Here is a 22,669-nt window from a genome sequence, read left to right on the forward strand (position 1 = left end):
AGGTTGTTGGTGAGAACACCAACAACGGCTAAGAAGATTAACTCTCTAACTCTTTAACCCTCTTACTTTCTAACTTCCTTAAGTATAAAAACAAAAGGGGCTGCCAGTTATGGCAGCCCCTTTTGTTTTTATACTTAAGGAGACTAGGCTCCTACTTCAGCAAGTACTTGTTTTACTTTTTCTGCAGCTTCTTTCAGGGCTACAGCAGAGTAAACTTTCAGGCCAGACTCGTCGATGATGCGGGCACCTTCTTCAGCGTTTGTACCTTGCAGACGAACGATGATCGGAACACGGATATCACCGATGTTTTTGTAAGCCTCTACCACACCGTTGGCAACACGGTCGCAACGTACGATACCACCAAAGATGTTGATCAGGATCGCTTTAACGTTCGGGTCTTTCAGGATGATGCGGAAACCAGCCTCTACTGTCTGGGCGTTTGCTCCACCTCCTACGTCAAGGAAGTTAGCAGGCTCGCCGCCAGAAAGTTTGATGATGTCCATGGTAGCCATTGCAAGACCGGCACCGTTTACCATACAGCCAACGTTACCGTCCAGCTTTACATAGTTCAGGTTAGATGCACTTGCTTCTACTTCCAACGGATCTTCTTCCGTTACATCGCGCAGAGCAGCCAGGTCTTTATGACGGAACAGTGCGTTGTCGTCCAGGTCAACTTTCGCGTCTACTGCCAGGATCTTGTTGTCTGACGTTTTCAGCACAGGGTTGATCTCGAACATAGAAGCATCAGACTCAACATAAGCTTTGTAAAGGCTGGTAACGAATTTTACCATCTCCTTGAAAGCTTCGCCTTGTAAGCCAAACGCAAAAGCGATCTTGTTCGCCTGAAAAGGACGCAGACCAACAGCCGGGTCGATCCACTCTTTGATGATCTTCTCAGGGTGCTGCTCAGCCACTTCTTCAATGTCCATACCACCTTCAGTAGATGCCATGATCACGTTACGGCCTTTAGCACGGTCAAGCAAAATGCTCAGGTAGAATTCTTTTGGCTGAGACTCGCCAGGATAGTAAACATCCTGCGCTACCAATACCTTCTGAACCAGTTTACCTTCTGGGCCAGTCTGGTGCGTTACCAGCGTCATGCCTAAGATCTGGTCAGCAAGCTCTCTTACCTGGTCAAGGTTTTTGGCAAGCTTCACGCCACCACCTTTGCCACGGCCACCCGCATGGATCTGTGCCTTGATCACGTGCCAGCCTGTGCCGGTTAGCTCAGTAAGCTTCTTGGCAGCTTCTACAGCCTGCTCCGGCGTTTCAGCCACGATGCCTTCCTGTATGCGTACGCCGTAGCTCTTTAAAATGTCTTTACCCTGATATTCGTGTATGTTCATGCTTTCAGTTTTAATGGACGCACGAAAGTAAACCTTTATCCCTTTAAATTCAAGTAAAGGGTTTTTAAAATATTCCTGCCAACAATGGTACTCCACACCCCTTTGCAGCTCTCCGGAAACGATGTACAGGTTTCTGCAGTACTATAGTTGTCAGGGCCGGAAGAACCGGGGAGCTCAGGCATTGGTATGCAAAATGATTATACCTTTTACAAGCGGGTTGCTGTAGCCGCCTTTGTTGTGCTGCTGGTTGTGGCTGGTTTTTACCTGCTGCTGCAAGTAGCCGATTTTTTCCTGCTGGTGTTTGCCGGCATCTTGCTGGCTGTCCTCTTCTGTGGTCTCACCGATTGGGTTACGCATCATGTTCCGGTTGGCAGGGGATTGGCCTTGCTGCTGGTAGTAGTGCTGGTGTTCGGAACCGTAATCTTTATTTTCTCGCTTATCGCACCTACCGTAGCCGATCAGGCCGACGAAATGCGCAGGACCATACCTAATGCAATCAACAAAGTGAAGGACTGGCTGGGCGGGCACAACTGGGGCCGCAAGCTGGTACAGGAAATCCCCTCCGATACAGAAGACCTGTTGCCAAGGCCGGGTACGTTTCTATCACGGATATCCAGCATTTTCTCGTCTACGCTGGGCGTACTTGCCGATGTTATACTTGTCATCATCACAGCCCTGTTCTTCTCTGTAAATCCAAAACTATACACGCATGGCCTGGTCAAGCTGTTTCCGCCACGAAGCCGCACGCGTATGCTGGAGGTGCTGGAAAAATGCTATGCCACTTTAAAGCTATGGTTGCTGGCCATGTTGCTTTCCATGACCATTATCGGGGTAAGTACTGCGGTAAGTTATACTTTGCTGGGGCTTCCGCTGGCCATTGCCCTCGCGGTACTTTCTTTTTTCCTGGCTTTTATACCTACCATTGGCGCCTACGGTGCGGCAGTGCCTGCTGTGCTGGTAGCCCTGACCCAGGACCCCAAACTGGCGCTGTACGTGGTAGTGGTATACTTTGCCGTGCAGATGGTAGAAACCTACATGATCACGCCTATTATTTTCCAGAAAACGGTGAAACTGCCGCCGGCTTTGCTGCTCTTTTTCCAGGTGTTGTTCAGTATACTTTTGGGTGGCCTTGGCCTGCTCATGGCTGCTCCCATTCTGGCTGTAGGGCTGGTGTTGATCCGGGAATTATACATAAAAGATGTACTGGAAAAAGCCGACGGAGTAGCCGACCAGAGCGAACCTGTAAGTGCAAAAATAAGGGCAAGGAGAGGAGGGTAACTGGAGCCTTTCTGAAAATTTAACCGCAGATTACCTACATATAGCGTTTCTTTCGTAGCTTTGGCAGATAACGAATAAGTAACCATCCCAGATTACCTTTTGCCAGACTGTGCTGCAAGGAATAGACATTCATAAAAAATACGGTTCACTTCAGGTGCTCAAAGGCATCGATCTGTTCATTTCTTCTGGCGAAGTAGTGTCTATTGTAGGGGCATCGGGTGCCGGCAAAAGTACACTACTGCACATACTGGGTACGCTGGATACGGCCGACTCCGGCCAGGTGCTGTTCGATGGTAAGAACATTGCCAAAATGAATGCCACTGATCTGGCCCGTTTCCGCAACCGCCATATCGGGTTTATCTTTCAGTTCCATAACCTGCTACCGGAATTTACGGCGCTGGAAAACGCCAGCCTTCCGGGTTTTCTGGCCGGTCGCCCCGAGAAAGAAGTGATGGAGCAGGCAAAAGAGTTGCTGCACATGCTCAACCTCTCGCACCGGCTTAATCACAAACCGTCCGAGCTGTCGGGTGGCGAGCAGCAGCGTACGGCTGTAGCCCGCGCGCTTATCAATTCTCCCCGTATTATCTTCGCCGACGAACCAAGCGGTAACCTCGACTCTAAAAATGCGCAGGAACTGCACGAGATCTTCTTCAAGTTACGCGATGAGTTTAACCAGACCTTCGTTATTGTAACGCACAACGAGCAGCTTGCCGCTATGGCCGACCGCACGCTTGTAATGAAAGACGGCCTCATTGTTCAGACCACTTCGGTAGAGGAGTAGCGTACTCCTGAGTACTCCCTTTTTCATTCTTAAACCTTTCTTTCTAAAGCGTTGACCTTTAGTCTGTTTTGTACGTATTCTTTAGTCCCTTTTCGTGCCGTCCTCCCTCAGGCAAAGGTAGCTGGCAAAGCACGGGAATAAGTTTAAAAATATTTTATAAAGTACTGATAATCAGGTAATTAAATTTAATATTTTTTTACTTTTTTTGCACTATTTGGTAGACAGGGGTGTTTGATATATGTACTAAAACAATGAAAGCTAAAAGAGATGAGTCAACCAAACAAAGAGACAAACGTGCAGAAGAAAGCGAAGGTAGAAAGCTACGATATCGCTAAATCTGATGAGACGCTACATCTGGCTGTTGATCTGGCGAAATTCATAAAGGAAAATCGATTGTACCAGAATATACAGGGTAAGGAGTATGTGAACGTAGAAGGATGGCAGTATGCCGGCTCTCGTTTGGGTATACTTCCGGTAGTGGATCATGTAGTAAACATCAGTTCAGATGATGAGATCAAGTACCAGGCTAAAGTAAATCTGCTGGACCTGCGTAGTCAGCAGGTGGTAGGTGCCGGTTTTGCCATCTGCTCTAACAAAGAGCAGGGCAAGAAGTACTACCAGGAATTTGCGATTGCATCGATGGCGCAGACACGTGCTATTGGTAAAGCATACCGCAACATTCTGGCCTGGATTATCAGAGCGGCTGGTTACGAGCCAACTCCTGCTGAGGAAATGGACTACACAGGCAACGAGCCTGCTAAATCTGAGCAGCGCCCTGCAGTGCCAACTGAGAAGAAGGCTACAATGAAGGCAGCTCCGGCTGCAACCGCTGCTCCTGCAGCAGAGGCAGCTCCGGCAGAGTCTACCAGCGTGCGTTATGCATCGGCTAAGCAGAAGGAGGAGATCATCCGCCTGCTGAACAACGCGGTGATCACGCGCCAGGAAAAGACAAAGATGTTGCTGAACATTAACCGCCTGGACGAAGAGCGTGCTGCACAAGCGATCGATAAGCTGAAAAAAGTGATCGAAGAGCGTGAAGACGGTCAGTCAGCCGCAGCTTAAGTAAAAGAAATAGATTTACCTGTAGAAAGCCTGCCTCTGTTGAGGTAGGCTTTTTTTGTGCCTTTCCCTTCAGCTTTGCAAAGTATAAGAGGTAAAGGTTTTACTGCAAAGCAAGGGCAGGCGCTGTGCCGTATAAGCTGTGAAAATGTCAAACGGACCAAACTCAAATCTGATATGACACCACTACTGCGCTGGCAATTTATACTTCTCTTCAGAATAATCACTTGGATCATTAGTCCTTGCTTGGGGCAGGAAGTGGAGAAAATACAAACGGAAAGGCCTGGCCAGACTGAATCTTCTTCTGTAATACCGAAAGGGACGCTGCAACTGGAAACGGGATACCAATTTCAGAAAGCCACTGAAGAAGGACTTTCTATTAAAACGAATGCTTATCCAACTGCTTTGGTCCGGCTGGGCCTGCTCAATTGGTTGGAGCTTAGGATCCAGAGCGCGTTAAGAGACTCAATTGTAGAAAACGGTGTTGCCCGAAAGGTGAGGGGGCTTGCTCCCTTAAACGTTGGCGTAAAATTTCATCTCTGGCAGGAGCAGGGGTGGCGCCCGGAAGCAGCGTTGATTGCCAGGGCAGCACTGCCGGTAGGTTCTGAGGCGTACCGGCCTGATAATCCGGAGCCAGAACTAAGGCTTACTTTTTCTAATAAACTTACCGAGAAAATAGAAGCTGCCTATAACCTGACGTTCGGCTGGCCAGGTGAAGATCAGTCCAAGGGCTATACCTTCAGCCTGAGCGGGGAAGTACATGATAAACTGAAAGTGTTCGGAGAGGTGTTCGGAAATAAGGTTACTGGAGAGCAGGCGGAACACCAGGCAGACGCAGGTATACTTTTCCTGTTGCTGCCCAACCTGCAACTGGACCTTGCTGCCGGTACGGGCCTGAGCAAAGCTGCCCCGGATTATTTTATCACGACGGGCATTTCGGTGAGGTTGCCAAGATAGGGGAAGTATGATCTGCCTCTGCCCCTAACAGGAGGAGGTGTTAATATCCACAATCTCTGGCGCGAATCTCCTGATTCGTGACGAAACAATGAGGTTGAGTCTGTGACTCAACTGGCCCGCAGGGACAGGAATGGCAGTAATTATAGCCGGGGCCACCTTTATGTCTGTAGCTATACATCAAAGTATAAACACACCCCTGCCCCCCCTCTCAAGAGGGGAATCTCTGCTTGTTGTCTCTTTACAAGTATAAGTTTCATAGCTGCAGCTATCCCACGGACAGGTCGCGACCTGTCCCTACACTTGGTTCCAGTTGCATAGTCAGCAGCTATCGAACTTGTTTCCAGTCCTTGGGTTGAGCGCCTTCTGGGTTTCCGGTGCCACGCGAGTGGCAGCCGTTAGGCAGGAAAGCTAGACAGCGCGATGCCAAAGGACGAGGCCCCGCGGCCGTGAGCGCACCAAAGCAGACAATGAAAGTATAGGCAAGTAAGACTGAGGAATACAGGCAGCTACGAAGCAAAGGCTTGCTGGTGTAAAGTATAAACCTCAGCTATAAAACTGAAGCAGATAGCTTGCGGTGTTCCAGATAACACAATCAGATTTCTCGCTGCACTCGAAATGACAGTATGAGAAATGAAAAATTCTGACTTCTGTCTTCTATACTTTATCTTCGCTGTCCCAAACCAGAAACTCCCTTGCAAGACATTCATCACATCCTTAAAACCTATTGGGGCTATGAGCAGTTCAGGCCTTTGCAGGAGGATATCATCCTGTCGGTGCTGGCCGGGAAGGATACGCTGGCCCTGTTGCCGACGGGTGGGGGAAAGTCTGTTTGCTTCCAGGTGCCGGCAATGGCGCAAGATGGGCTGTGCCTCGTAATTACCCCGCTGATCGCCTTGATGAAGGACCAGGTGGAGCAATTGAAAAAGCGGGGCATACCGGCTGTGGCGATCTATTCCGGCATGAACCGCCGAGAGATCGACATCGCCCTGGACAACTGCGTGTATGGCAATGTCAAGTTTTTATACTTGTCGCCGGAGCGTTTGCTCACCGAGCTTTTTCAAGAACGGGTGAAGCGCATGAAAGTAAGTTTGTTGGCCGTGGACGAAGCACACTGTATTTCGCAGTGGGGCTACGATTTCAGGCCGCCCTACCTGCAGCTAACAGAACTGCGCGAGGCGTTGCCGAAAGTACCTGTTATTGCCCTGACGGCTACGGCCACCGAACAGGTGCGCCAGGACATCCAGGAGAAGCTTGGCTTTAAGCAGCAGAACGTTTTTGTCAAGAGTTTTGCCCGCGACAACTTATCTTATTCCTGCCTCTACACCGAAGACAAAACCGGTCGCCTGCTGGAGATACTGCAACGCATGCAGGGCCAGAGCATTGTGTATGTGCGCAGTCGCCGGCAGACGGTGGAAATGGCCAGGTTCCTGCAGAGCCGACGCATTTCGGCCGCAGCTTACCACGCCGGTTTAAAGTTTGAGGAGCGTAATGCCGTACAGGCCGCCTGGATACAGGATAAAGTACGCGTGATGGTAGCTACCAACGCTTTTGGTATGGGCATCGACAAGCCGGATGTGCGGCTGGTGGTGCACCTCGACCTGCCCGAAAGTCTGGAGGCTTATTATCAGGAGGCTGGTCGTGCCGGGCGTGATGAGAAGTATGCCTATGCCGTTATACTTTACGGCCCCAGCGATGTAGCGGACCTGCAGCGCAAAGTAGAAGAGGGGCACCCGCCTGTGGAACTCATACGACGTGTATACCAGGCGCTGGCTAATTTTTACCAGCTGGCGGTGGGCAGCGGCACCCTGAGCAGCTTCGACTTCGACCTGAACGAATTTTCGAAGAGCTATAAACTCAAGCCCCTGGAGGTGCACCATGCCATCAAGCGCCTGCAGGAGGAAGGGTATGTGCAACTGAACGAAGCGTATTACCAGCCCTCGCGCCTGTTTATCCTTCTGGATAACATGGCCTTATACGAGTTCCAGGTGCTCAACCCGGAGCACGACGCGCTGCTGCGTATGTCCTTGCGCCTGTACGGAGGGGAGGCTTTTACCAACTTCATCAAGATATCAGAAAAGAAGCTGGCGGAGCAGCTGCGTGTATCGGAGCAGGAGGTGCGACGCAAACTGCAGTACCTGCACAAACTGAAAGTGCTGATCTACGAGCCGCAGCACGATTCGCCGCAACTGGTCTTTACCAAACCACGCCAGGATGCGCTTAGCCTGCCACTGAACCAGAAACGACTGAACCAACTACGGAAGCGGGCTGTAGAACAGGTGAAGGAAATGGCACATTATGTCGAAACATCCGACCGCTGCCGTACCCAACTGTTGCTGGAGTACTTTGGGGAGATCAGCGACAAGAGTTGCCGTATTTGCGATTACTGCCTGGCCCAACGCAAAAAAGAGCGGGCAGAGCAGGAGGGAAAGGAACTGCGCAACAAAGTCATCACCCTTGTAAAAGAGAAATCATACTTGCCGAAAGAACTGGTGCAGCAGTTTGAGCCCAAACACCAGGAAAGTATAACCTCCCTGATTCGGGAGTTGGTGGATCTGGGGAGACTGAAGTACCAGGAGAGTGGGAAGTTAGAGGCGGTGGGGTGATCGTTTACACCTGTGTAGTATAAATTGAAAACACGATGACTCAGACCGAAATAGGGGATATGTTTAAGGATGCCTTCGACACATTTAAAGCCTTTGATGACTTAACTGTGAAAAATAGTGGTGCGGATTTAAGTGAGTTTCCGACTAGTATTTGGCAAATAATCAATCATTTACTCACTTGGCAGGCTTATCAACTAAGCTGTTTGCAGGATACCCCGCCAGAAAAGCCTATCAGCGAAGTGGAGACCTGGAACAGTGAAATAACCCCTCCTAGTGAAGCAGCCTTGCAAGCGGCAGTGACAGCATTTAAGAATCAATTGGAAGCTATTCAAACCGAAGTAAACCGTTTATCAAATACGGGCGAGGAACTAACTGGTAAGCTTAAGCTCATTCAGGAAATAGTAGTTCACCTCTCCTTCCACTTAGGCGAAGTTGTATTAATGCGGAGAATGAAAGGGAGTTATCCTATGCCTTATCAGATGAAAGAGTTTTTACAAGTATAAATCGCTCATGCCATAGTTGACGTTCTCTCACTAACAATTTATACTTCAATAAAAACTGCTCTTTCGGACTTCCAATCCGCAGCTGTGAAAGTTTCGGACAAAGATGTCCGGAACAGCTTTATCTTCTTGCCAGCCATTGTTGATTTAACCATCAACAACTTATACTTCTCCCGCCGTTGTGCTTACTGGTGTGAACACGCAGCAAGGGCAAATAGATTGGCAATCGGCAGGCTCCAGCTATAAAGTATAAAAGTGCTGCCGCTACTGTTGGTGCCTCTCACCAACTGCTTATAAGATCCCTGCTAAAAATTATACTTCACCTTCACTTCCCAGAGCCGCTCTTTTACAAGCTCCAGATCCCTGGAAGACAGGTAATCCAGTTCTACTTTTCTGAACTGGCCACTCTGGAACAGTACCTCAAAAGAGTAATCGCCGATGCGCAGCTCTCTTGCCGCTGGCCACAGAATGGTGGTGGCATTCGCCTCGTTACCGGAATCAAAAGCATAATGCGCTGGTTGCAGCACGAACTTGTCATCATCGATCAGGATGTAACTGCCCACCAGTATCTTCAGAAAATCATTGCCCTCTGCAGACTGGTATAGCTTATAGCTGACAAAAGTGAGGAGCAGGAAAAAGATGGAGCTGGTAATATCAAAATCAGTTACAAGCCAAATAACGGCAAGTATAAAAATAACAGCAGCTACAGCCCGGTAGAAGGTGATCTTCTTGCCGACCTCTGTAACAGGAGGCGGTAGCGGTATACTTAATCTCACAGCATTCATGGCAACATAGCTTTGTTTACAGCAATGTAATAATTCTTGCTTTTTATAGCAATCAAACAAAGCAGGCTTTCGCCAATGAGCAAAAAAGAACCGCCACCTGCCGGAGATCTCCTGCAAATGGCGGTCAAGGTTAGATTAAAGGTAATAGATCAGGTAATTTTATTCTAAAAGCCGCTTAGGCTGAAAGACGGTTCTGGGAGAAGGCCTTGATGATAGAGTTTGAAAAACGCTCCATCTCCTCCAGTTGCGGGCTGCACTGCAGCAGGAAGAAGTCTACTCCCGCCGCTTCAAAGGCATCGATGCGGTCCTGCACTTGGGCAGGTGTGCCTACCAATCCGGAGCGCAGGCCACGGTTGGAAACAGAGTAATCCTGCAGCGAGAGTTGCTGCTCCAGTTGTGTGCCGGCCAGCCACTGCTGGTAGTTCTTGAAACCAGCTGCCGAAGCCTGTACGTTGGTAATACGGTCCAGCTCTTTCTTCACTTCCTGCTCCGAGTCGCGCACAATGCTGTAAGCGGCTACCCCAAACTTCATCGGTGGCAAGCCTTTTTCTTCGCGTCGGCGCTTCATGTCGGCAATGCGCTTGCCGATCTGCTCCGGCGAGTCGCCGTGCATTACGTAACCATCGCATTGCGACGAGATCAGGTTTTTGGCTGCTTCCGATTCGCCGCCGGCATACAGGAACGGCTTGCGTACCGGCTTTGGCTGCAGTACGTTGTCGGCCACGTTGTAGTACTTGCCCTGGTAAGAGAAGTGGTCCTTCTCCCACACATTCGTTACCACATCCAGCCACTCTTTGGTGCGGGCGTAGCGGTCGTCGTGCTGCTCGAACTGAATACCATACTTGGTGGCTTCATCGCGCCACCACGACGACACCACGTTAAGCGACAGCCTGCCATTGCTGATGTGGCTGATGTTGGCTGCCTGCTTGGCCAGCAGAGCCGGGTTGTGGAAGGTAGGGCGCACCGCCACCATGATCTCCAGCTGCTCGGTAACAGCAGCCAGAGCCGCCGCCGTAGACCAGGCATCCAGGGCCGGAGCCTCTTCGCCTTTGATGTCGTTGAGGTACAGTTCGGCAATCAGGCTGAGGCTGTAGCCCCAGTCTTCGCTGCGTTGCGCCAGTTTTTTAACGTAGTCCCAGGAGGTGTCCATGCCCTCTTCCGGAACGTTACGGAGCCAGCCGCCAAAAACAGGTAACCAATATCCGAATTCCATGCTTATACCTCCTGTAGTTTAAGTTGTGCTTTCTCGATTAAGAATTCTGCCAGTCGGGCATGCGGGTTAAAACCAATCACGTTCACGGCATCAGCCACGAAGTTAGAAAGTGCGTTTACGTCGTAGTAGTACAGTTTGCCGTCGCGGTCGTCTACGATGTACTCGATACCGCCCACGTCGATGCCTGACTCCTGCACGATCTGCTCAATGGCGTCGATCACTTCCTGCGGCGGAGTATAGGCTTCTACACGCATGCCGTTCTTAGGCGCGTCGATGGCGCAGGCGTTGCGTACCAGCTCTTTGCCGCTGGTGGTCTGGCAGATATCGGCAGGGCAGAGGTTGAAGCTTTCGCCGGAAGTATACACTTTGATTCCGTACAGGTACTTGCCTCCTAAGGTCTCCACGCGCGTGATGTGACCGTCGCGGGCAGGTATAAATTCCTGCACCAGTGCGGTATGGTCGATACCCAGGTTCAGCTCGTTGGAGGCTACTGCCAGGGCTAATTCTTCCGGCGTATCGAAGCGGACGATGCCGGCGCCGCTACCGCCGATGTTTGCTTTTACGACCACCGGGTAACGAAGACCCTCAGCAGCTGCCAGTGCCTGCGAAGCATGGTTGATCACGCGCGATTTTGGGTAAGGCAGGCCCAGTTTCTCGAGCAGCGTCAGCTGCAGTGCTTTGGACGTTTCGTAGAGGAAAGCCTTGTGTCCGTTCACGACGGTTACGCCTTTTGCCTCCAGTTGCGCCAGGTAATTCAGGGTATAGAAAATGCCCTGCTCGTTGTTGCGTAGGTAAGCCGATGGGCTCATGCGGTTAAAGAGCAGACTGAACGGCTGCTCCTGCTGGGCCAGATCATAGGTATGGGCAGCGGCATTCAGGCGCACATAGGGCACGCCGCGCTCATCCAGCTCGTTGAACAAAGGACGGAACCACTCCTGGTGCTCGTGGAAAATAGCAATTGGTTTTTCAGAAAATGTCGACATGGTTGAGTTTTACAAAGTATGAATAGACACAGGTGTGGATCATCCACCCCGATCTGGTTAAAAATAATAGGTTGAGATTTGGCAAAAGCATAGTTTGCCAGGATGCCCTGCGGAAGTAGAGGGCACAAAGGAGCCAGGCCCGATTTGCAGCGTTGCAAAAAGGGTATAGCTATCCCGGGAACTGCACGGAAAGGAGCAAGCCTTGTGAGCGCACAAAATGCGCAACAAAGCCTACTGCCAATGCAGCGGGGTTAGCAACAACAGCAACAACAACAGGTAGAAAAAGCGAATGAAGTGGTATTGCCGAATGCAGGTGATTGGATTCGGTTAGACGAGGTACTCGTAAAAGTTAAAGCTGCGTTCTTCATTTTGGATAATTTATATTCCCTAAAATGTTTTAGGCAGGAATTAGCACCGGGTGTTACACTGGTTGCTAGAAGTTCACAGAGCCTGTTCTCTCCCTTCTTCTTTATAAATCAAATACTATGGAGGGTAATTGACTTTTCTGCTGCAAAGGTGGCAGCCGTTTTGTTAAGATGCAAATTTTTCTTTAAAAATAATGTAGCTACATTAATAGTTGTCTTTTGCTATACTTTGTAAGTGCTGCAAACAAAAAGAGACGCCTCAATTGGGCGTCTCTGTAAGTATGATCAGAAGATGCGGGTCAGGTCGTTGATGCGGTCTATACTTTTGTCGAACTGCTCTACTTCGCGGAAGCCGTAACGGGCATAGATAAACGGTACGCCGGCTTTTATACTGGCTTCATGGTCGCCGGGAGTATCGCCCACGTAGTAGGGGGCCTGTAACTGGTTTCGCTCTACAACAGCTCTCAGGTTTTCGCCTTTTGGTTTGCCGGTCCGGCCGGAACACTCGTGGTCGCTGAAATAGGTGTGCAGGTTGTGGTACTCAAGGAAAGCTTCGATGTAGCCGTCCTGGCAGTTGCTGACAATGCAGAGCTTATACTTGCCGTGGAGGTACTTGAGGGTATCTTCCAGTCCTTCGTACAGCTCGCCGCCATACTTTTGGATGTGCTCCATTTCCTCTTTGCCGCTCACCTTCATCAACTCCTTTTGCTGCTCTTTGCTAAGGTCCGGGAAAAGCTTGTCGTAAATGAGGTCGTGCTGCATGCCGGCCACAGAACGGATGGTTTCCTGCGTAACTTCCTGTATCTCGAAATTTACCTGTTTTCTGGCTTTTTGCCAGGCTCGAGCTACGGTAGCAGTGGCATCCCACAGGGTGCCGTCCAGGTCAAAGATCAAGCTATCGGTTTTATCTGTCATGTCTGTTTTCTATACTTTATACTTTACAAAATACCCTTACTCGCTGTAAGGCGGAATAAAGGTTACTTCTACGATCTCTCCGTTTTTCACGCGGTACACGGCAATGGCCTCAAATCGCTCGCCGTTCTTAAGCACTTTTTCGTGGTCGATCACCACTTCACCTGACACGATACGCTTTTCGATCTCGCAGTGCAGGTCGGGTGTAGCGGCGAACATGGCGGCATAACGCTTCCGCAGTTCTTCTTTGCCCTGATAGGTAAGCACGCCCGGTGTACGGTATACTTTCACGCTGTCGCTAAAAGCCTTTGCAAACGTGTCGATGTCGCGGTTGTTGTAGCCCTTAAGCTGTAGCTTAACAGGAGCTAGTAAGGTTTTGTTATCGGGTTTGCTCTGGCTGTGTGCGGACATGGCAAGCAGGGAAAAGAGGAAGAGGAGGAGATAAAACTTCTTGTTCATCCTCAAAATTAATCATTTTTGCGGCATACACCCAGCCACAGCTCCGTATAAGCCAAGCTATGATAGAAGAACTGATCATCCGCACCTTGTGCGATACCCTTCCCGCCACGCCGGCCGATGCCTTGTTTTTGTTTGGCCAGACCGCCGATAACCAGCATGCCGTGTTTGCCGTGGCACAGCAGGTGCTGCAAAATAACCAGGCCGGGAAAGTGATGTGCCTAGGCACGGAAGCCATGAGCGGCTACCCGGGCTATGCCAGCTGGAAAGAGGAATTCGCTACCAGAGGAATAGGAGAGGGCGTACTGGAGCCGGTAGCGCCTGTTCCGGCAGATACCGACATACTGCATACGTTTATCGAAGCGCAGTCAGCGATCAGGCATGCACGAGAGCGTGGGTATAAAACTCTGATTGTTACAGCTGCGGCTTTTCAGCAGCCGCGCGCTTTGATGACGGCTGTAACACTTGCCCTGAGGGAGTACCCGAACCTGTACATTTATAGTTTGCCCGGCAGACCCTTGCCATGGCAGGAAGAGGTGACGCACTCGCAAGGAGAGGTAACTGGCACCCGGGCCGAGCTGATAGCCGGGGAGATGGACCGCATGAAACAATATTATGCCAAAGGCGATCTGGCATCGGTAGACGAGGTGCTGGACTACCTGAACCGACGCGACAAAGGACAGTTGTAAGCAAAAGCCATACTTTTCATCAGGGCAGGTATGCTTCCGGGTTAAGTATGGGGAGTTACCAGCGAGTCGCGGACCACCAACCTGTTTACAGTCAGCTGGTCTACGTGCAGCTCTTCTATAGTAAGCCTGCGCAGGCGGGCATCGCCAATGGCCATGCGCCGTAGCACCATACTGCCAATGGCAATAGTGCCTACGGCCAGTGCACCGCAGGCGGCGGCGCCTACTGCAAAAGCACCCATCGACATCGCACCCAGCGCCAAGGCCCTGATCGAGCCTCTGCCGGCCCGGAACTCTCTTATACTTCCAACTATTCCCTGCATCGCTTTCTTCTTTAAAGTGGCTACTCCTGAACCTGTTGTCTTTATAAAACGAGAGCGGTTCTGTGTAGTTAACTAAGGAGCAGCATTACCCGTGAATGGCTTTGTGCAGGAAGGGAGCTTGGAGGAGAAGTCAGGCTTTAGCCCGCGAACCCTTCTACCACGATCATCCGGCTATGGGAAGCCTGCTGCCGGATGGCTTTGGCTGGTGCATACTCTTCAGAGGCATGCCAGGCTTTGGCTTTTTCCATGGTCGGGAACTCCAGTACCACGATGCGCTTTGGCTGCCAGTCGCCTTCCAGTGTTTCTGCTGCCCCGCCGCGCACTATGAACTTTCCATCAAAAGGCACAAGCGAAGCCGGCGTCAGCTTTTTGTAGTCTTCGTAAGTGGCAGGGTCTGTTACGTCAATTTCAACGATGATGTAAGCTGGCATAGGTTTTATACTTTGATGATAAAAGAATAATAGGCAGAAATTGTGATTGTTGCAAGTAATGGCTATAAAACGCTGCAACTACAGCCTTGTTGCATAACCTTTTGTTCCAGCTTCAGTTTAAAATAATCTTGGAAGAGGATAAATCTGGCAAGCCTATGAAAGCATATGTGTTACATGAACCCGGTGCACCTGATAAGCTGCAGCTGGAAGAAGTTGATAAGCCAACCCCACAAAACAACGAGGTGCTGGTAAAAGTAAGGGCCATCAGCATAAACCCTGTCGACACGAAAACCCGTGAAGGCAAGTCGCTTTACAACACGCTGAAAGAAACCCCACCGGTAATTCTGGGTTGGGACATCTCGGGTGTGGTAGAGGCGGTGGGCAGTGAGGTACAGTACTTCAAGCCCGGCGACGAAGTGTTTGGCATGGTGAATTTCCCGGGCCACGGCCGCGCTTATGCCGAGTATGTGGCGGCTCCGGAGGCACACCTGGCACATAAGCCCGCCAACGTGCCACACCACGAAGCTGCTGCTGCTACCCTGGCCGCGCTCACTGCCTGGCAGGTGCTGGTGCACGAGGCCGGCATACAGCCGGGGCAGCGTGTGCTGATACATGCCGCAGCAGGTGGCGTTGGCCATTTTGCCGTACAAATCGCCAAGCATTTTGGGGCCAGTGTGATTGGTACTGCCTCAGCCGAAAACCACGATTTCCTGCGCAACATGGGAGCCGATGAACAGGTTGATTACAACGACTTTCATGTGGAAGATGTGGTGATGGACATGGACATTGTGCTCGATTCGCTGGGAGAGGAAAACACCCGCCGCTCGCTGAAAACGCTGAAGAACGGCGGCAAGATCATTTCCATACTTGGGGGCGCCAAAGAAGAAGTGCAGGCGCTGGCTAAAGAGCGGAACATTGATGCCAGAAATTACCTGGTGCACTCAAGCGGCGAAGACCAGTCTAAAATTGCCGACCTGCTGAGCCAAGGCCGTCTGCAGGCGCACGTATCGCATGTATACGATTTTGAAGACATGGCCCGGGCACACGAGCAGATTGAAACGCACAAAACGCGCGGCAAAGTAGTGGTGCACGTAAGCTGATAACCAAGTATAAACCAAGTATACTTTACACTGGATAAAACATGACACAACCCAAAAACCTGGAAGTATGGCTGCGCGGTCCGCTGCCCGACATGCCACCCCTGTTGCAACCCGTAGCCCACGCCCTGCTGCAGGCCCGCGAAGAAGTAGAGAATTTTATGCAGGATATTTCGGAAGACCTGCTCTGGGAGCGACCAGCCGGGGTAGCCTCGGTAGGGTATCACCTGCAGCACCTGGTAGGCGTACTCGACCGGCTGTTTACTTATGCCCGGGGCGAAGCGCTGAGTGAAGCGCAACTGGCTTTCCTGTATGCAGAAGGCAAACCAACCGGCGCTTCCGATCAGGTGCAGGACCTGCTGCAGCAGTATCATCAGCAGGTGGATAAGGCTTTGGAGCAGTTGCGCCAGACCGATGAGCAGAAGTTAACCGAAGTACGCCGGGTAGGGCGGGCGCAGGTAGAATCTACTGTAATGGGTTTGCTTTTTCATGCGGCCGAGCACAGCATGCGCCACGTGGGGCAGCTACTGGTAACAGCGCGCGTGCTGCGCGAAAAGAGCCATGCGTAGGAAAATGATTTAGTGTATTTTAAGTAAGCTCTTCCGGACTTCCAAGTCCGGAAGCTTTCTGCAGGGGACTTCCCAGTCCCCGTACATGGACCTTCCTTAATGCGGACTAGGAAGTCCGCTGGCAGGTAAAAGTTCCGGACAAAGACGTCCTGAACGGCAATAGGCATGTGATTTTCTGAATCTCCGGGTGCAACTTACCTATGTACCTGGAGATTTATTTTTAGCAGCAGGAAATTACCTGTTATCCTTCCAGATCAGTTTCTCGTTTGTTCTTTTTTCAAAAAAGTCGGTGCATTTGCCGTCGCCACTTCCTGTTATACCGCCATCCGGGTGGCAGATCAGGTTGCAGTCTGCATCATACAACTCGCTATACATATCGCAACAGTAAGACGGTATGTAGTAAACAGTTTTTCCGTTGTACTGATACTGCCACACAGCCGCAGGAGGGTTTCTTACATCCTGCTGTTTTATTTCTCTTATTTTATCTTCTATGCAGGAGGCTACGCCTGGCGGTAGATCCAACTTTTCGCAGGAAGTAAGCGACAGGCTGGCCAGCAGGAATGCGAACGGAATGAGAATAATTCTATACATACTTTATCATCTGAGGCAAATCAACAGTAACATCCGGGTAAACTTAATCTTTTTTCTCTTCCACACGCGTTACCTCCACATAAATTGGCCCGCCATCAACAGGGTACCCAGCGATGGTTTTCCCTGTGACCCTGACTTGCTGGTGTAAGTAATTGTCAAGGTTGATAGTTGAGCTCCTCAATGCAAATGCTACGGAATCTTCCCCTTGTACCAGCAGATGGGTGCCATACATAAATGAGCTTACCTCATTCTTAACTACTCTGCCGGAAGCATTTACAGGTTCCTGAGGGCTTACCTCTTCCGAGCATGAAAAGCAAAGTATAGACGCAAAGAAAATCAGCAGGTAAAATTTCATAGGCACTTTGTTAAGGGGGTTCTGAGTTAATGACCCAGAACTTTGCTAAATAGTTGCATACAGCTTAATGCTGGTCTTGAGTTAACAGCAAGCTGTATGGAGCAACAGCAATGATAACATAGGAAGGCCATGCGCTGGAAGTTAATCAGTTCTTTCTGGCTTTAAGAAAGGTCTGAGTGAAATCGTGCACAAACTGTTCTGTATACTGCCCTGTCGTGTCCAGTTCCGGATCCAGGATGGTGATCTCCAAGCCCGTAGCTTTGGGGCTGGAGAGCAGCAAGTATAACAGCTCGTTAAACTCAGAGTAGCTCAGTCCGCCGGGCGTTCTGCTGTCTACGGCCGGCATTACCGCATCGTCCAATACGTCTACATCCACATGAATCCAGAAGCCATCCAGTTGCCGGGCCTCTACCATGGCAAGGAAGGAACTGACACAGTTGGCGATACCTGTTTCCCGGAGCGCCGACAGCGGAACATAGGTTGCCTGAGAATTCCGGATGATGTTTTCATAATCATCGTCGTACTCCCGGTTGCCCACGCACCATACATGCGCTTCCTGTATGTAGGGGAGCTGCCCGTTGATGTTGGTAAGCTTTTCAGGACCACGACCGGCCACCATAGCCGCGGCCATACCTCCGGCGCCTCCTGTCTGGGAGAAATCCGGCTCCACAAAATCAGTATGGCCATCGAGATAAAACAGTGCATAATTGCCTTTTTGCTTCAGGGCAAGAGCGCTCCCTATCTGAATGCTGCAGTCGCCTCCCAGCACCAGCGGAAAAGTATCTTCTGCCAGTACTTTGCCTAGTACTTCAGCCTGTTCTTTGGCATAGGCAACCAGCGCATCAGCATTCAGCACTGTTGTTTCAGAGTCAGGGTCCGGGCTGTAGTTGGGAGGGCTTACCGTTATGGTACTTACTGGTGCAATCAGTTCATGGAAGTTATACTTGCGTAACCAGGCTGGTAACTTCTTAACGCCCGGCTCGTGCCCCGGCGATGGCTCTTTCAAACCAAGGTTGGAAGGAAATTCGATGATCGTAACGTTCGCCATTGACGGGTTAGTTTAAAGGCTGTCATAGTTAGGAACGAAGGCCAGGAGGGTACAGAGCGAATCTTACTCCACTACTTTATACATTAAAGTTGAGTTGCCACGAAACGCCATACTTGTCGGTAAGCCAGCCAAACTTTTTACTGAATCCATAGTCTCCAAGCGGCATCAGAGCAGCACCTCCTTCAGAGAGTTGCTGGAAGAGCGCGTCTATTTCTGCGTCACTGTCGCAGTTGACATAGATGGACATAGCTGGCGTAAAAGAAAACTTGTGATCCATAGGATTTTCGCTGATCATATACTCCTGCCCCGCAAGTGTAAACAGCGCATGTTTAATATCTCCTTCTCTGCCTCCAGGCTCACCCGACTTAAAACATTCGATATGTTTAACTTCAGAGTCTGTGAACAGCGAAGTATAGAACTGTATGGCTTCAGCAGCCTTTCCGCACTGGTTGCCAACAAACATCAGGAAAGTGGTAGTTTTTTGCATAGCAAGGATTAGTTATGGAGTTGAAGTCAGGTTTAAAATCTTACATTAAAGATAAATGATGTTTAGCCGAAATATATAATTTACTCAACATTAAGTTTATTCCTTCTTTAGTGACTGCAAATCATCTTCCCGGCAAGGTATTCCATCAAAAAATTATCTGTGGATCTAATCCTGCTGTTATAAGAATGAGTTTATAGGCATTTAAGAAATCACTTAAATTCCTTTTATCGGTCTGGTAGGTCGGTGTATTTACATGATATGTAACAGACGAGCCGGGTGTTCCATAGGAAATCGAACAGGACGTTCCATCTAAAAGTGAAGGGTGTGGGCCGCCGATGATGTTTGTTTGTTTAATCCTCTTTAGAGCGTTAACAATTTTTTGAAACTACCCTTTTGTTATAGTTATTTCCTTGTCTGTCGATTTAGCAGGAGCTTTTATCTTTAGAGATTCAGGTTCAATTTTTAGCCTTATAGATACAGCTTCTACTTTTAAACTATAGGTGCTGTCCGTATCGCTAGATATACTAACTTTTACATAAGCATTATCCGGTCTGATTGCGGTGCTATACTCCAGGCACATACATTTCATTTCCTGGCTGAAAGCGGTAAAGGATATGAGAAAAGGGAAGGTTATAAGCAAGAATGCTTTCATATTGAATTGGCTAATCATTGGCTTAAACAGATTGGCTACAATGTGGCGAAGCTACTATTTAGGGGTGTTGTGGGCTTTCATCTTTTGATGCAACCAGATCAGTTAGTCCATCCTTGTCAAATAGTATCTTGCCGATCTTAAGCTGTGCTTCGGTTACTTATTCAGCATACCTTCCCATTTTTATCGGGCGTTCTGTTACCAATTGTCAGATGTAGCTGACTGTGCGAAACTTATACTTTCAGCATGCCACGGAACGCTCTGGCGCTATAGTATGATTGTGCTCCGTTGTGATAAACGAACACGTGGTTGTAGCGGCGATCACAATAGAGGGCGCCACCGAGTTTTCTGATCTCGACAGGTGTTTTTATCCAGCTTGAGGTTTTTATGTCGAACTCTCCAAGTTTTTGCAGTTCACGGTACTGTTCTTCTGTTAAAAGCTCGATGCCCATAGCAGCCGCCATATCTACAGCGTTATTTTCTGGCCTGTGCTCTTTCCTCGATTCCAGCCCTTCGCGGTCGTAACAAACACTTCGGCGGCCTTTCGGGCTCTCTGCTGAACAGTCACAAAAAATGAATTCGCCTGTTTCTTCATCATACCCAACAATATCTGGCTCACCGCCTGTTCTTTCCATTTCAGAGAGCGACCATAGTTTTTCAGTAGTAGCTTCCAGCTTTGCCTGTACCCTAGACCACTGTATACCTCCATGACGTTTCATGTTTTTTTCAAAACGGGCTTTTAGTGTGCTGCGTAGTTCTTCGCGCTGCTCTGGTGACAACTCCTTTTGGTCTCTCTTTGTCATAGGTTTGGTTAGGATGTCTTGCAAGGGATTTTGTGCTATGTTAGGCTAAGTGGTTGTTGTGGTCGATGGCTTTTCTTTATTACACATAATGACAAAATCCTGCCACTTAGTTAATATATCTCATAATCATGTTTAATGGGCATTTCTCTTACTAAACTGTCTCTGGTATTCTTCTGAACCGCAATAGCAGCAAAAAGGCTTAGTATAAATGACATGGCATAAAATCCTTTTTCACTAAGCAGCAAATCGGCATTCCAGAGCCCCACTGTCAGCAACACAACCGCCAGAATGGTAGAAAACCAACTAAGTCCATAATAGATATTAGTAACAGGAATACCATCCAGTTGGTCCCGCACACTTTTCTGGAGAGAGATAGCTGAGAACAGACCATACATAAGTATGGTAAAATAATAACCCTTCTCGTTCAGCAACATTTCGGCATTCCAAAGCCCAATTATATATGCTGCAATGCCAGTAAGTAAAGTCGCCCAAGAGGCCGCAATAAATGCATTTGATGGTTTCTGATTCATTTTTTTATTTTGTTAAGTTATGAATCAAAGGTATCCCAGCCTGCAATACTTTCTTTTGACAATTGTCAAAAAAGGAAGAACATTAAGCCTGACTTCGTATCCTGCTCAGCGTTTCCTGACTAATACCAAGGTAAGATGCAATTTGCCCGAGAGAGATTCTTTGAAGAATATGGGGTGAGGTTTCCATTAGCTGTTCATACCGCTCCCGAGCCGTTTTGAATTGCATAGCCATCAAACGCTCTTCCAATCTAATATAGTACTGTTCATTTATAATCCGTACCAAGCGCTCAAGGTCATTATGAATATCAAACAACTGGTTCAGAGCTTCGAAACTAATACCCCACAAAGTGGAGTCTTCTAGAATTTGTATGTTTTCTACACATGGTTTTCGGGAAATAAAGCTGTAGAAAGAAGTGATGAAGTTGTTTTCGAAGCCAAACCAATAAGTAACTTCCTTCCCATCGAGATTATAATAGCCACGCAAACAGCCTTTTTCTAGAAAGTACAAATTATTGCACACCATTCCTTCTCGTAGTAAAAAAGAATTCCTTGAAATCTCTACCTGCTTCAAAGCTTTCGAAAGGGTCTCCCACGCTCCTAAAGAAATAGGATGATATTGCGATATGCAATTAAACAAAGCATTCATTTTAAAGCTCTCTTACTTTAGGTATGATTTAGAATTTTTTTGTAAGGAAATAGAGGGCTTCATTTTTGTTAGGAAGCCTAACGGTTTGAAGCTACAAGCAGTTGGCGATTTCGGAGACGAAAACTAACTGGTACTATTGAACTTGATACGAAGCAGGAAACTTTGTTTATTCACTGAACCGCCAATTTATTGTAGCTACTGTTGGCGGTAGTGGTTTTCAATTAACTGTCAGAATTCTTCCTCTGTCATTCCGTTGTTTACTACCGCACCTACAGTATTTCCTGTTGCTACTGCTATAGCCACCGAGCGCATAGGGCTTGCATTGTCGCCACAAGCAAAAATATTGGTTACACTTGTTTTCTGAAACATATCTACTTTAAGTAATCCCTGTTCTGTTAACTCACAACCCAAAGTTTCGGGAATTTTGCAATGTTGTTCAAAGTGTGGTCGTGAATAGATTGCTTCAAGGTCAAAGGTTGTATTGTCTTTAAATACAATTTGTTGAATATTTCCGTTTATGTGTTTTAGATACTCAATTTCTTTAGCAATTATTGAAATTTTGTATTTGTTGATTTTATCGGTTTGCTCTAGTGTTAGTGTAGATTTCCCATTGGTAAAAATGGTCAAATCTTTTGTCCAGTTACGAATGAGTTGAGCATAATGAAATGCAAAATCTCCGTTTGCTAAAATTCCGGTTTTTTCTCCTTTTACTTCATAACCGTGACAATATGGGCAATGTATAATAGATATGCCCCAGCACTCCGAAAAACCTTTGATGTCAGGCATTATATCTTTTACGCCTGTGGCGAAAATGAGCTTCTTTGCTGTAAATGCTTCACCTTTTTTTGTAGTTATCTCAAATCCGTTTGAGGTTTTCTTTCCACTGTCGGCAATATCCTCTAAGAATTTTAGGGTATCGTATTTCAAAACCTGTGCTTTGGCTTTTTCTGCAATTGCTTTTGGTTTTTCTCCGTCCTGCGTAATGAAGTTGTGCGAATGTGGTGTTTGCCGGTTACAAGGTAATCCACTATCAATGATTAAAACCTTTCGCAAAGCCCGCCCCAAAGCCATTGCAGCAGAAAGTCCTGAATAACTTCCACCAATAATAATTACGTCAAAATTTTTATTATCTGTCATTAGATTGATTTTTGAAAATGCGGTTAAGGGAAAAGGCATCGCCAATGCTGTAAGAGAAAGTCCAACTTGTTTTATTAGT

Annotated in this window: 26 protein-coding genes and 1 riboswitch; of the genes, 9 read left to right on the forward strand and 17 right to left on the reverse strand. The window is 48.5% G+C overall.

Annotated elements, in window-relative coordinates; all coding sequences use genetic code 11:
• Positions 1-143: 143 nt before the first annotated feature.
• Positions 144-1,346: an ADP-forming succinate--CoA ligase subunit beta gene (gene sucC, locus MJ611_RS06890; RefSeq protein WP_250428846.1), complete on the reverse strand. Its 1,203-nt coding sequence runs from the start codon at positions 1,344-1,346 to the stop codon at positions 144-146.
• Between the two features lie 186 nt (positions 1,347-1,532).
• Between sucC and MJ611_RS06895 the strand changes: the two genes are divergently transcribed.
• From MJ611_RS06895 to MJ611_RS06920, 6 genes are all read left to right on the forward strand, one after another.
• Positions 1,533-2,624 (forward strand): AI-2E family transporter, encoded by a 1,092-nt coding sequence (locus MJ611_RS06895; protein WP_250428847.1) that lies wholly within the window; start codon positions 1,533-1,535, stop codon positions 2,622-2,624.
• Between the two features lie 109 nt (positions 2,625-2,733).
• The gene (locus tag MJ611_RS06900) at positions 2,734-3,405 is read left to right on the forward strand and encodes an ABC transporter ATP-binding protein (RefSeq protein WP_250428849.1); all 672 of its coding nucleotides are present in this window, start codon (positions 2,734-2,736) and stop codon (positions 3,403-3,405) included.
• A 267-nt stretch (positions 3,406-3,672) separates the two neighbouring features.
• Complete coding sequence (locus MJ611_RS06905; protein WP_250428850.1) at positions 3,673-4,467, forward strand: hypothetical protein; 795 nt, start codon at positions 3,673-3,675, stop codon at positions 4,465-4,467.
• Positions 4,468-4,641: 174 nt separating this feature from the next.
• Positions 4,642-5,421, forward strand: a complete 780-nt coding sequence (locus tag MJ611_RS06910; protein ID WP_250428851.1) for a transporter — start codon at positions 4,642-4,644, stop codon at positions 5,419-5,421.
• Between the two features lie 692 nt (positions 5,422-6,113).
• Complete coding sequence (locus tag MJ611_RS06915) at positions 6,114-8,024, forward strand: RecQ family ATP-dependent DNA helicase (protein ID WP_250428853.1); 1,911 nt, start codon at positions 6,114-6,116, stop codon at positions 8,022-8,024.
• Between the two features lie 35 nt (positions 8,025-8,059).
• Positions 8,060-8,527, forward strand: coding sequence for a hypothetical protein (locus tag MJ611_RS06920; RefSeq protein ID WP_250428855.1), 468 nt, complete (start codon positions 8,060-8,062; stop codon positions 8,525-8,527).
• A gap of 302 nt (positions 8,528-8,829) precedes the next feature.
• On the opposite strand, the gene MJ611_RS06925 is transcribed toward MJ611_RS06920, so the two are convergent.
• The 5 genes from MJ611_RS06925 to MJ611_RS06945 all read right to left on the reverse strand — a co-directional run bounded on the left by MJ611_RS06925 (position 8,830) and on the right by MJ611_RS06945 (position 13,193).
• The gene (locus MJ611_RS06925) at positions 8,830-9,309 is read right to left on the reverse strand and encodes a hypothetical protein (RefSeq protein WP_250428857.1); all 480 of its coding nucleotides are present in this window, start codon (positions 9,307-9,309) and stop codon (positions 8,830-8,832) included.
• 175 nt (positions 9,310-9,484) lie between these two features.
• A complete protein-coding gene (locus MJ611_RS06930) occupies positions 9,485-10,522 on the reverse strand; it encodes an LLM class flavin-dependent oxidoreductase (RefSeq protein ID WP_250428858.1) in 1,038 nt (345 codons plus the stop codon).
• Between the two features lie 2 nt (positions 10,523-10,524).
• A complete protein-coding gene (locus tag MJ611_RS06935; protein ID WP_250428859.1) occupies positions 10,525-11,505 on the reverse strand; it encodes an ATP-grasp domain-containing protein in 981 nt (326 codons plus the stop codon).
• 375 nt (positions 11,506-11,880) lie between these two features.
• A riboswitch (SAM riboswitch) is annotated at positions 11,881-11,983 on the reverse strand.
• A 172-nt stretch (positions 11,984-12,155) separates the two neighbouring features.
• Positions 12,156-12,785, reverse strand: coding sequence for an HAD family hydrolase (locus MJ611_RS06940; protein ID WP_250428860.1), 630 nt, complete (start codon positions 12,783-12,785; stop codon positions 12,156-12,158).
• Between the two features lie 36 nt (positions 12,786-12,821).
• Entirely contained in the window at positions 12,822-13,193 is a 372-nt protein-coding gene (locus MJ611_RS06945) for a nuclear transport factor 2 family protein (RefSeq protein ID WP_250428861.1), read from the reverse strand.
• A gap of 107 nt (positions 13,194-13,300) precedes the next feature.
• Between MJ611_RS06945 and MJ611_RS06950 the strand changes: the two genes are divergently transcribed.
• Complete coding sequence (locus MJ611_RS06950) at positions 13,301-13,927, forward strand: YdcF family protein (RefSeq protein WP_250428863.1); 627 nt, start codon at positions 13,301-13,303, stop codon at positions 13,925-13,927.
• Between the two features lie 41 nt (positions 13,928-13,968).
• Here the strand turns inward: MJ611_RS06950 and MJ611_RS06955 are convergent, their stop codons facing one another.
• Positions 13,969-14,247 carry a hypothetical protein gene (locus tag MJ611_RS06955; protein ID WP_250428865.1) on the reverse strand — a complete coding sequence of 93 codons (279 nt, stop codon included), beginning with the start codon at positions 14,245-14,247 and terminating at the stop codon, positions 13,969-13,971.
• Positions 14,248-14,384: 137 nt separating this feature from the next.
• The gene (locus tag MJ611_RS06960; protein ID WP_250428867.1) at positions 14,385-14,678 is read right to left on the reverse strand and encodes a DUF1330 domain-containing protein; all 294 of its coding nucleotides are present in this window, start codon (positions 14,676-14,678) and stop codon (positions 14,385-14,387) included.
• Positions 14,679-14,833: 155 nt separating this feature from the next.
• Here MJ611_RS06960 and MJ611_RS06965 point away from each other — a divergent pair, with 155 nt between their 5' ends.
• Together MJ611_RS06965 and MJ611_RS06970 are read left to right on the forward strand one after the other, a co-directional pair.
• Positions 14,834-15,778 carry an NADP-dependent oxidoreductase gene (locus tag MJ611_RS06965; protein ID WP_250428869.1) on the forward strand — a complete coding sequence of 315 codons (945 nt, stop codon included), beginning with the start codon at positions 14,834-14,836 and terminating at the stop codon, positions 15,776-15,778.
• A gap of 41 nt (positions 15,779-15,819) precedes the next feature.
• Positions 15,820-16,344, forward strand: coding sequence for a DinB family protein (locus tag MJ611_RS06970; protein WP_250428871.1), 525 nt, complete (start codon positions 15,820-15,822; stop codon positions 16,342-16,344).
• Positions 16,345-16,578: 234 nt separating this feature from the next.
• On the opposite strand, the gene MJ611_RS06975 is transcribed toward MJ611_RS06970, so the two are convergent.
• The 9 genes from MJ611_RS06975 to MJ611_RS07015 form a co-directional block, all read right to left on the reverse strand.
• Entirely contained in the window at positions 16,579-16,935 is a 357-nt protein-coding gene (locus MJ611_RS06975; RefSeq protein ID WP_250428873.1) for a DUF6970 domain-containing protein, read from the reverse strand.
• A 43-nt stretch (positions 16,936-16,978) separates the two neighbouring features.
• Positions 16,979-17,290: a hypothetical protein gene (locus MJ611_RS06980; protein ID WP_250428874.1), complete on the reverse strand. Its 312-nt coding sequence runs from the start codon at positions 17,288-17,290 to the stop codon at positions 16,979-16,981.
• A gap of 145 nt (positions 17,291-17,435) precedes the next feature.
• The gene (locus tag MJ611_RS06985; RefSeq protein WP_250428875.1) at positions 17,436-18,338 is read right to left on the reverse strand and encodes an arginase family protein; all 903 of its coding nucleotides are present in this window, start codon (positions 18,336-18,338) and stop codon (positions 17,436-17,438) included.
• A 76-nt stretch (positions 18,339-18,414) separates the two neighbouring features.
• A complete protein-coding gene (locus tag MJ611_RS06990) occupies positions 18,415-18,825 on the reverse strand; it encodes a VOC family protein (RefSeq protein WP_250428876.1) in 411 nt (136 codons plus the stop codon).
• Positions 18,826-19,210: 385 nt separating this feature from the next.
• A complete protein-coding gene (locus MJ611_RS06995; protein WP_250428878.1) occupies positions 19,211-19,477 on the reverse strand; it encodes a hypothetical protein in 267 nt (88 codons plus the stop codon).
• A gap of 230 nt (positions 19,478-19,707) precedes the next feature.
• Positions 19,708-20,277 carry a DUF4256 domain-containing protein gene (locus MJ611_RS07000; RefSeq protein ID WP_250428880.1) on the reverse strand — a complete coding sequence of 190 codons (570 nt, stop codon included), beginning with the start codon at positions 20,275-20,277 and terminating at the stop codon, positions 19,708-19,710.
• Between the two features lie 110 nt (positions 20,278-20,387).
• Positions 20,388-20,807 (reverse strand): inner membrane protein YiaA, encoded by a 420-nt coding sequence (yiaA, locus tag MJ611_RS07005; RefSeq protein WP_250428882.1) that lies wholly within the window; start codon positions 20,805-20,807, stop codon positions 20,388-20,390.
• A gap of 82 nt (positions 20,808-20,889) precedes the next feature.
• Positions 20,890-21,378: a Crp/Fnr family transcriptional regulator gene (locus MJ611_RS07010; protein ID WP_250428883.1), complete on the reverse strand. Its 489-nt coding sequence runs from the start codon at positions 21,376-21,378 to the stop codon at positions 20,890-20,892.
• 303 nt (positions 21,379-21,681) lie between these two features.
• The gene (locus MJ611_RS07015) at positions 21,682-22,590 is read right to left on the reverse strand and encodes an NAD(P)/FAD-dependent oxidoreductase (RefSeq protein ID WP_250430035.1); all 909 of its coding nucleotides are present in this window, start codon (positions 22,588-22,590) and stop codon (positions 21,682-21,684) included.
• Between the last annotated feature and the right edge of the window lie 79 nt (positions 22,591-22,669).

It is taken from the genome of Pontibacter ruber (assembly GCF_023630205.1).
Taxonomy (GTDB): Bacteria; Bacteroidota; Bacteroidia; order Cytophagales; family Hymenobacteraceae; genus Pontibacter; species Pontibacter ruber.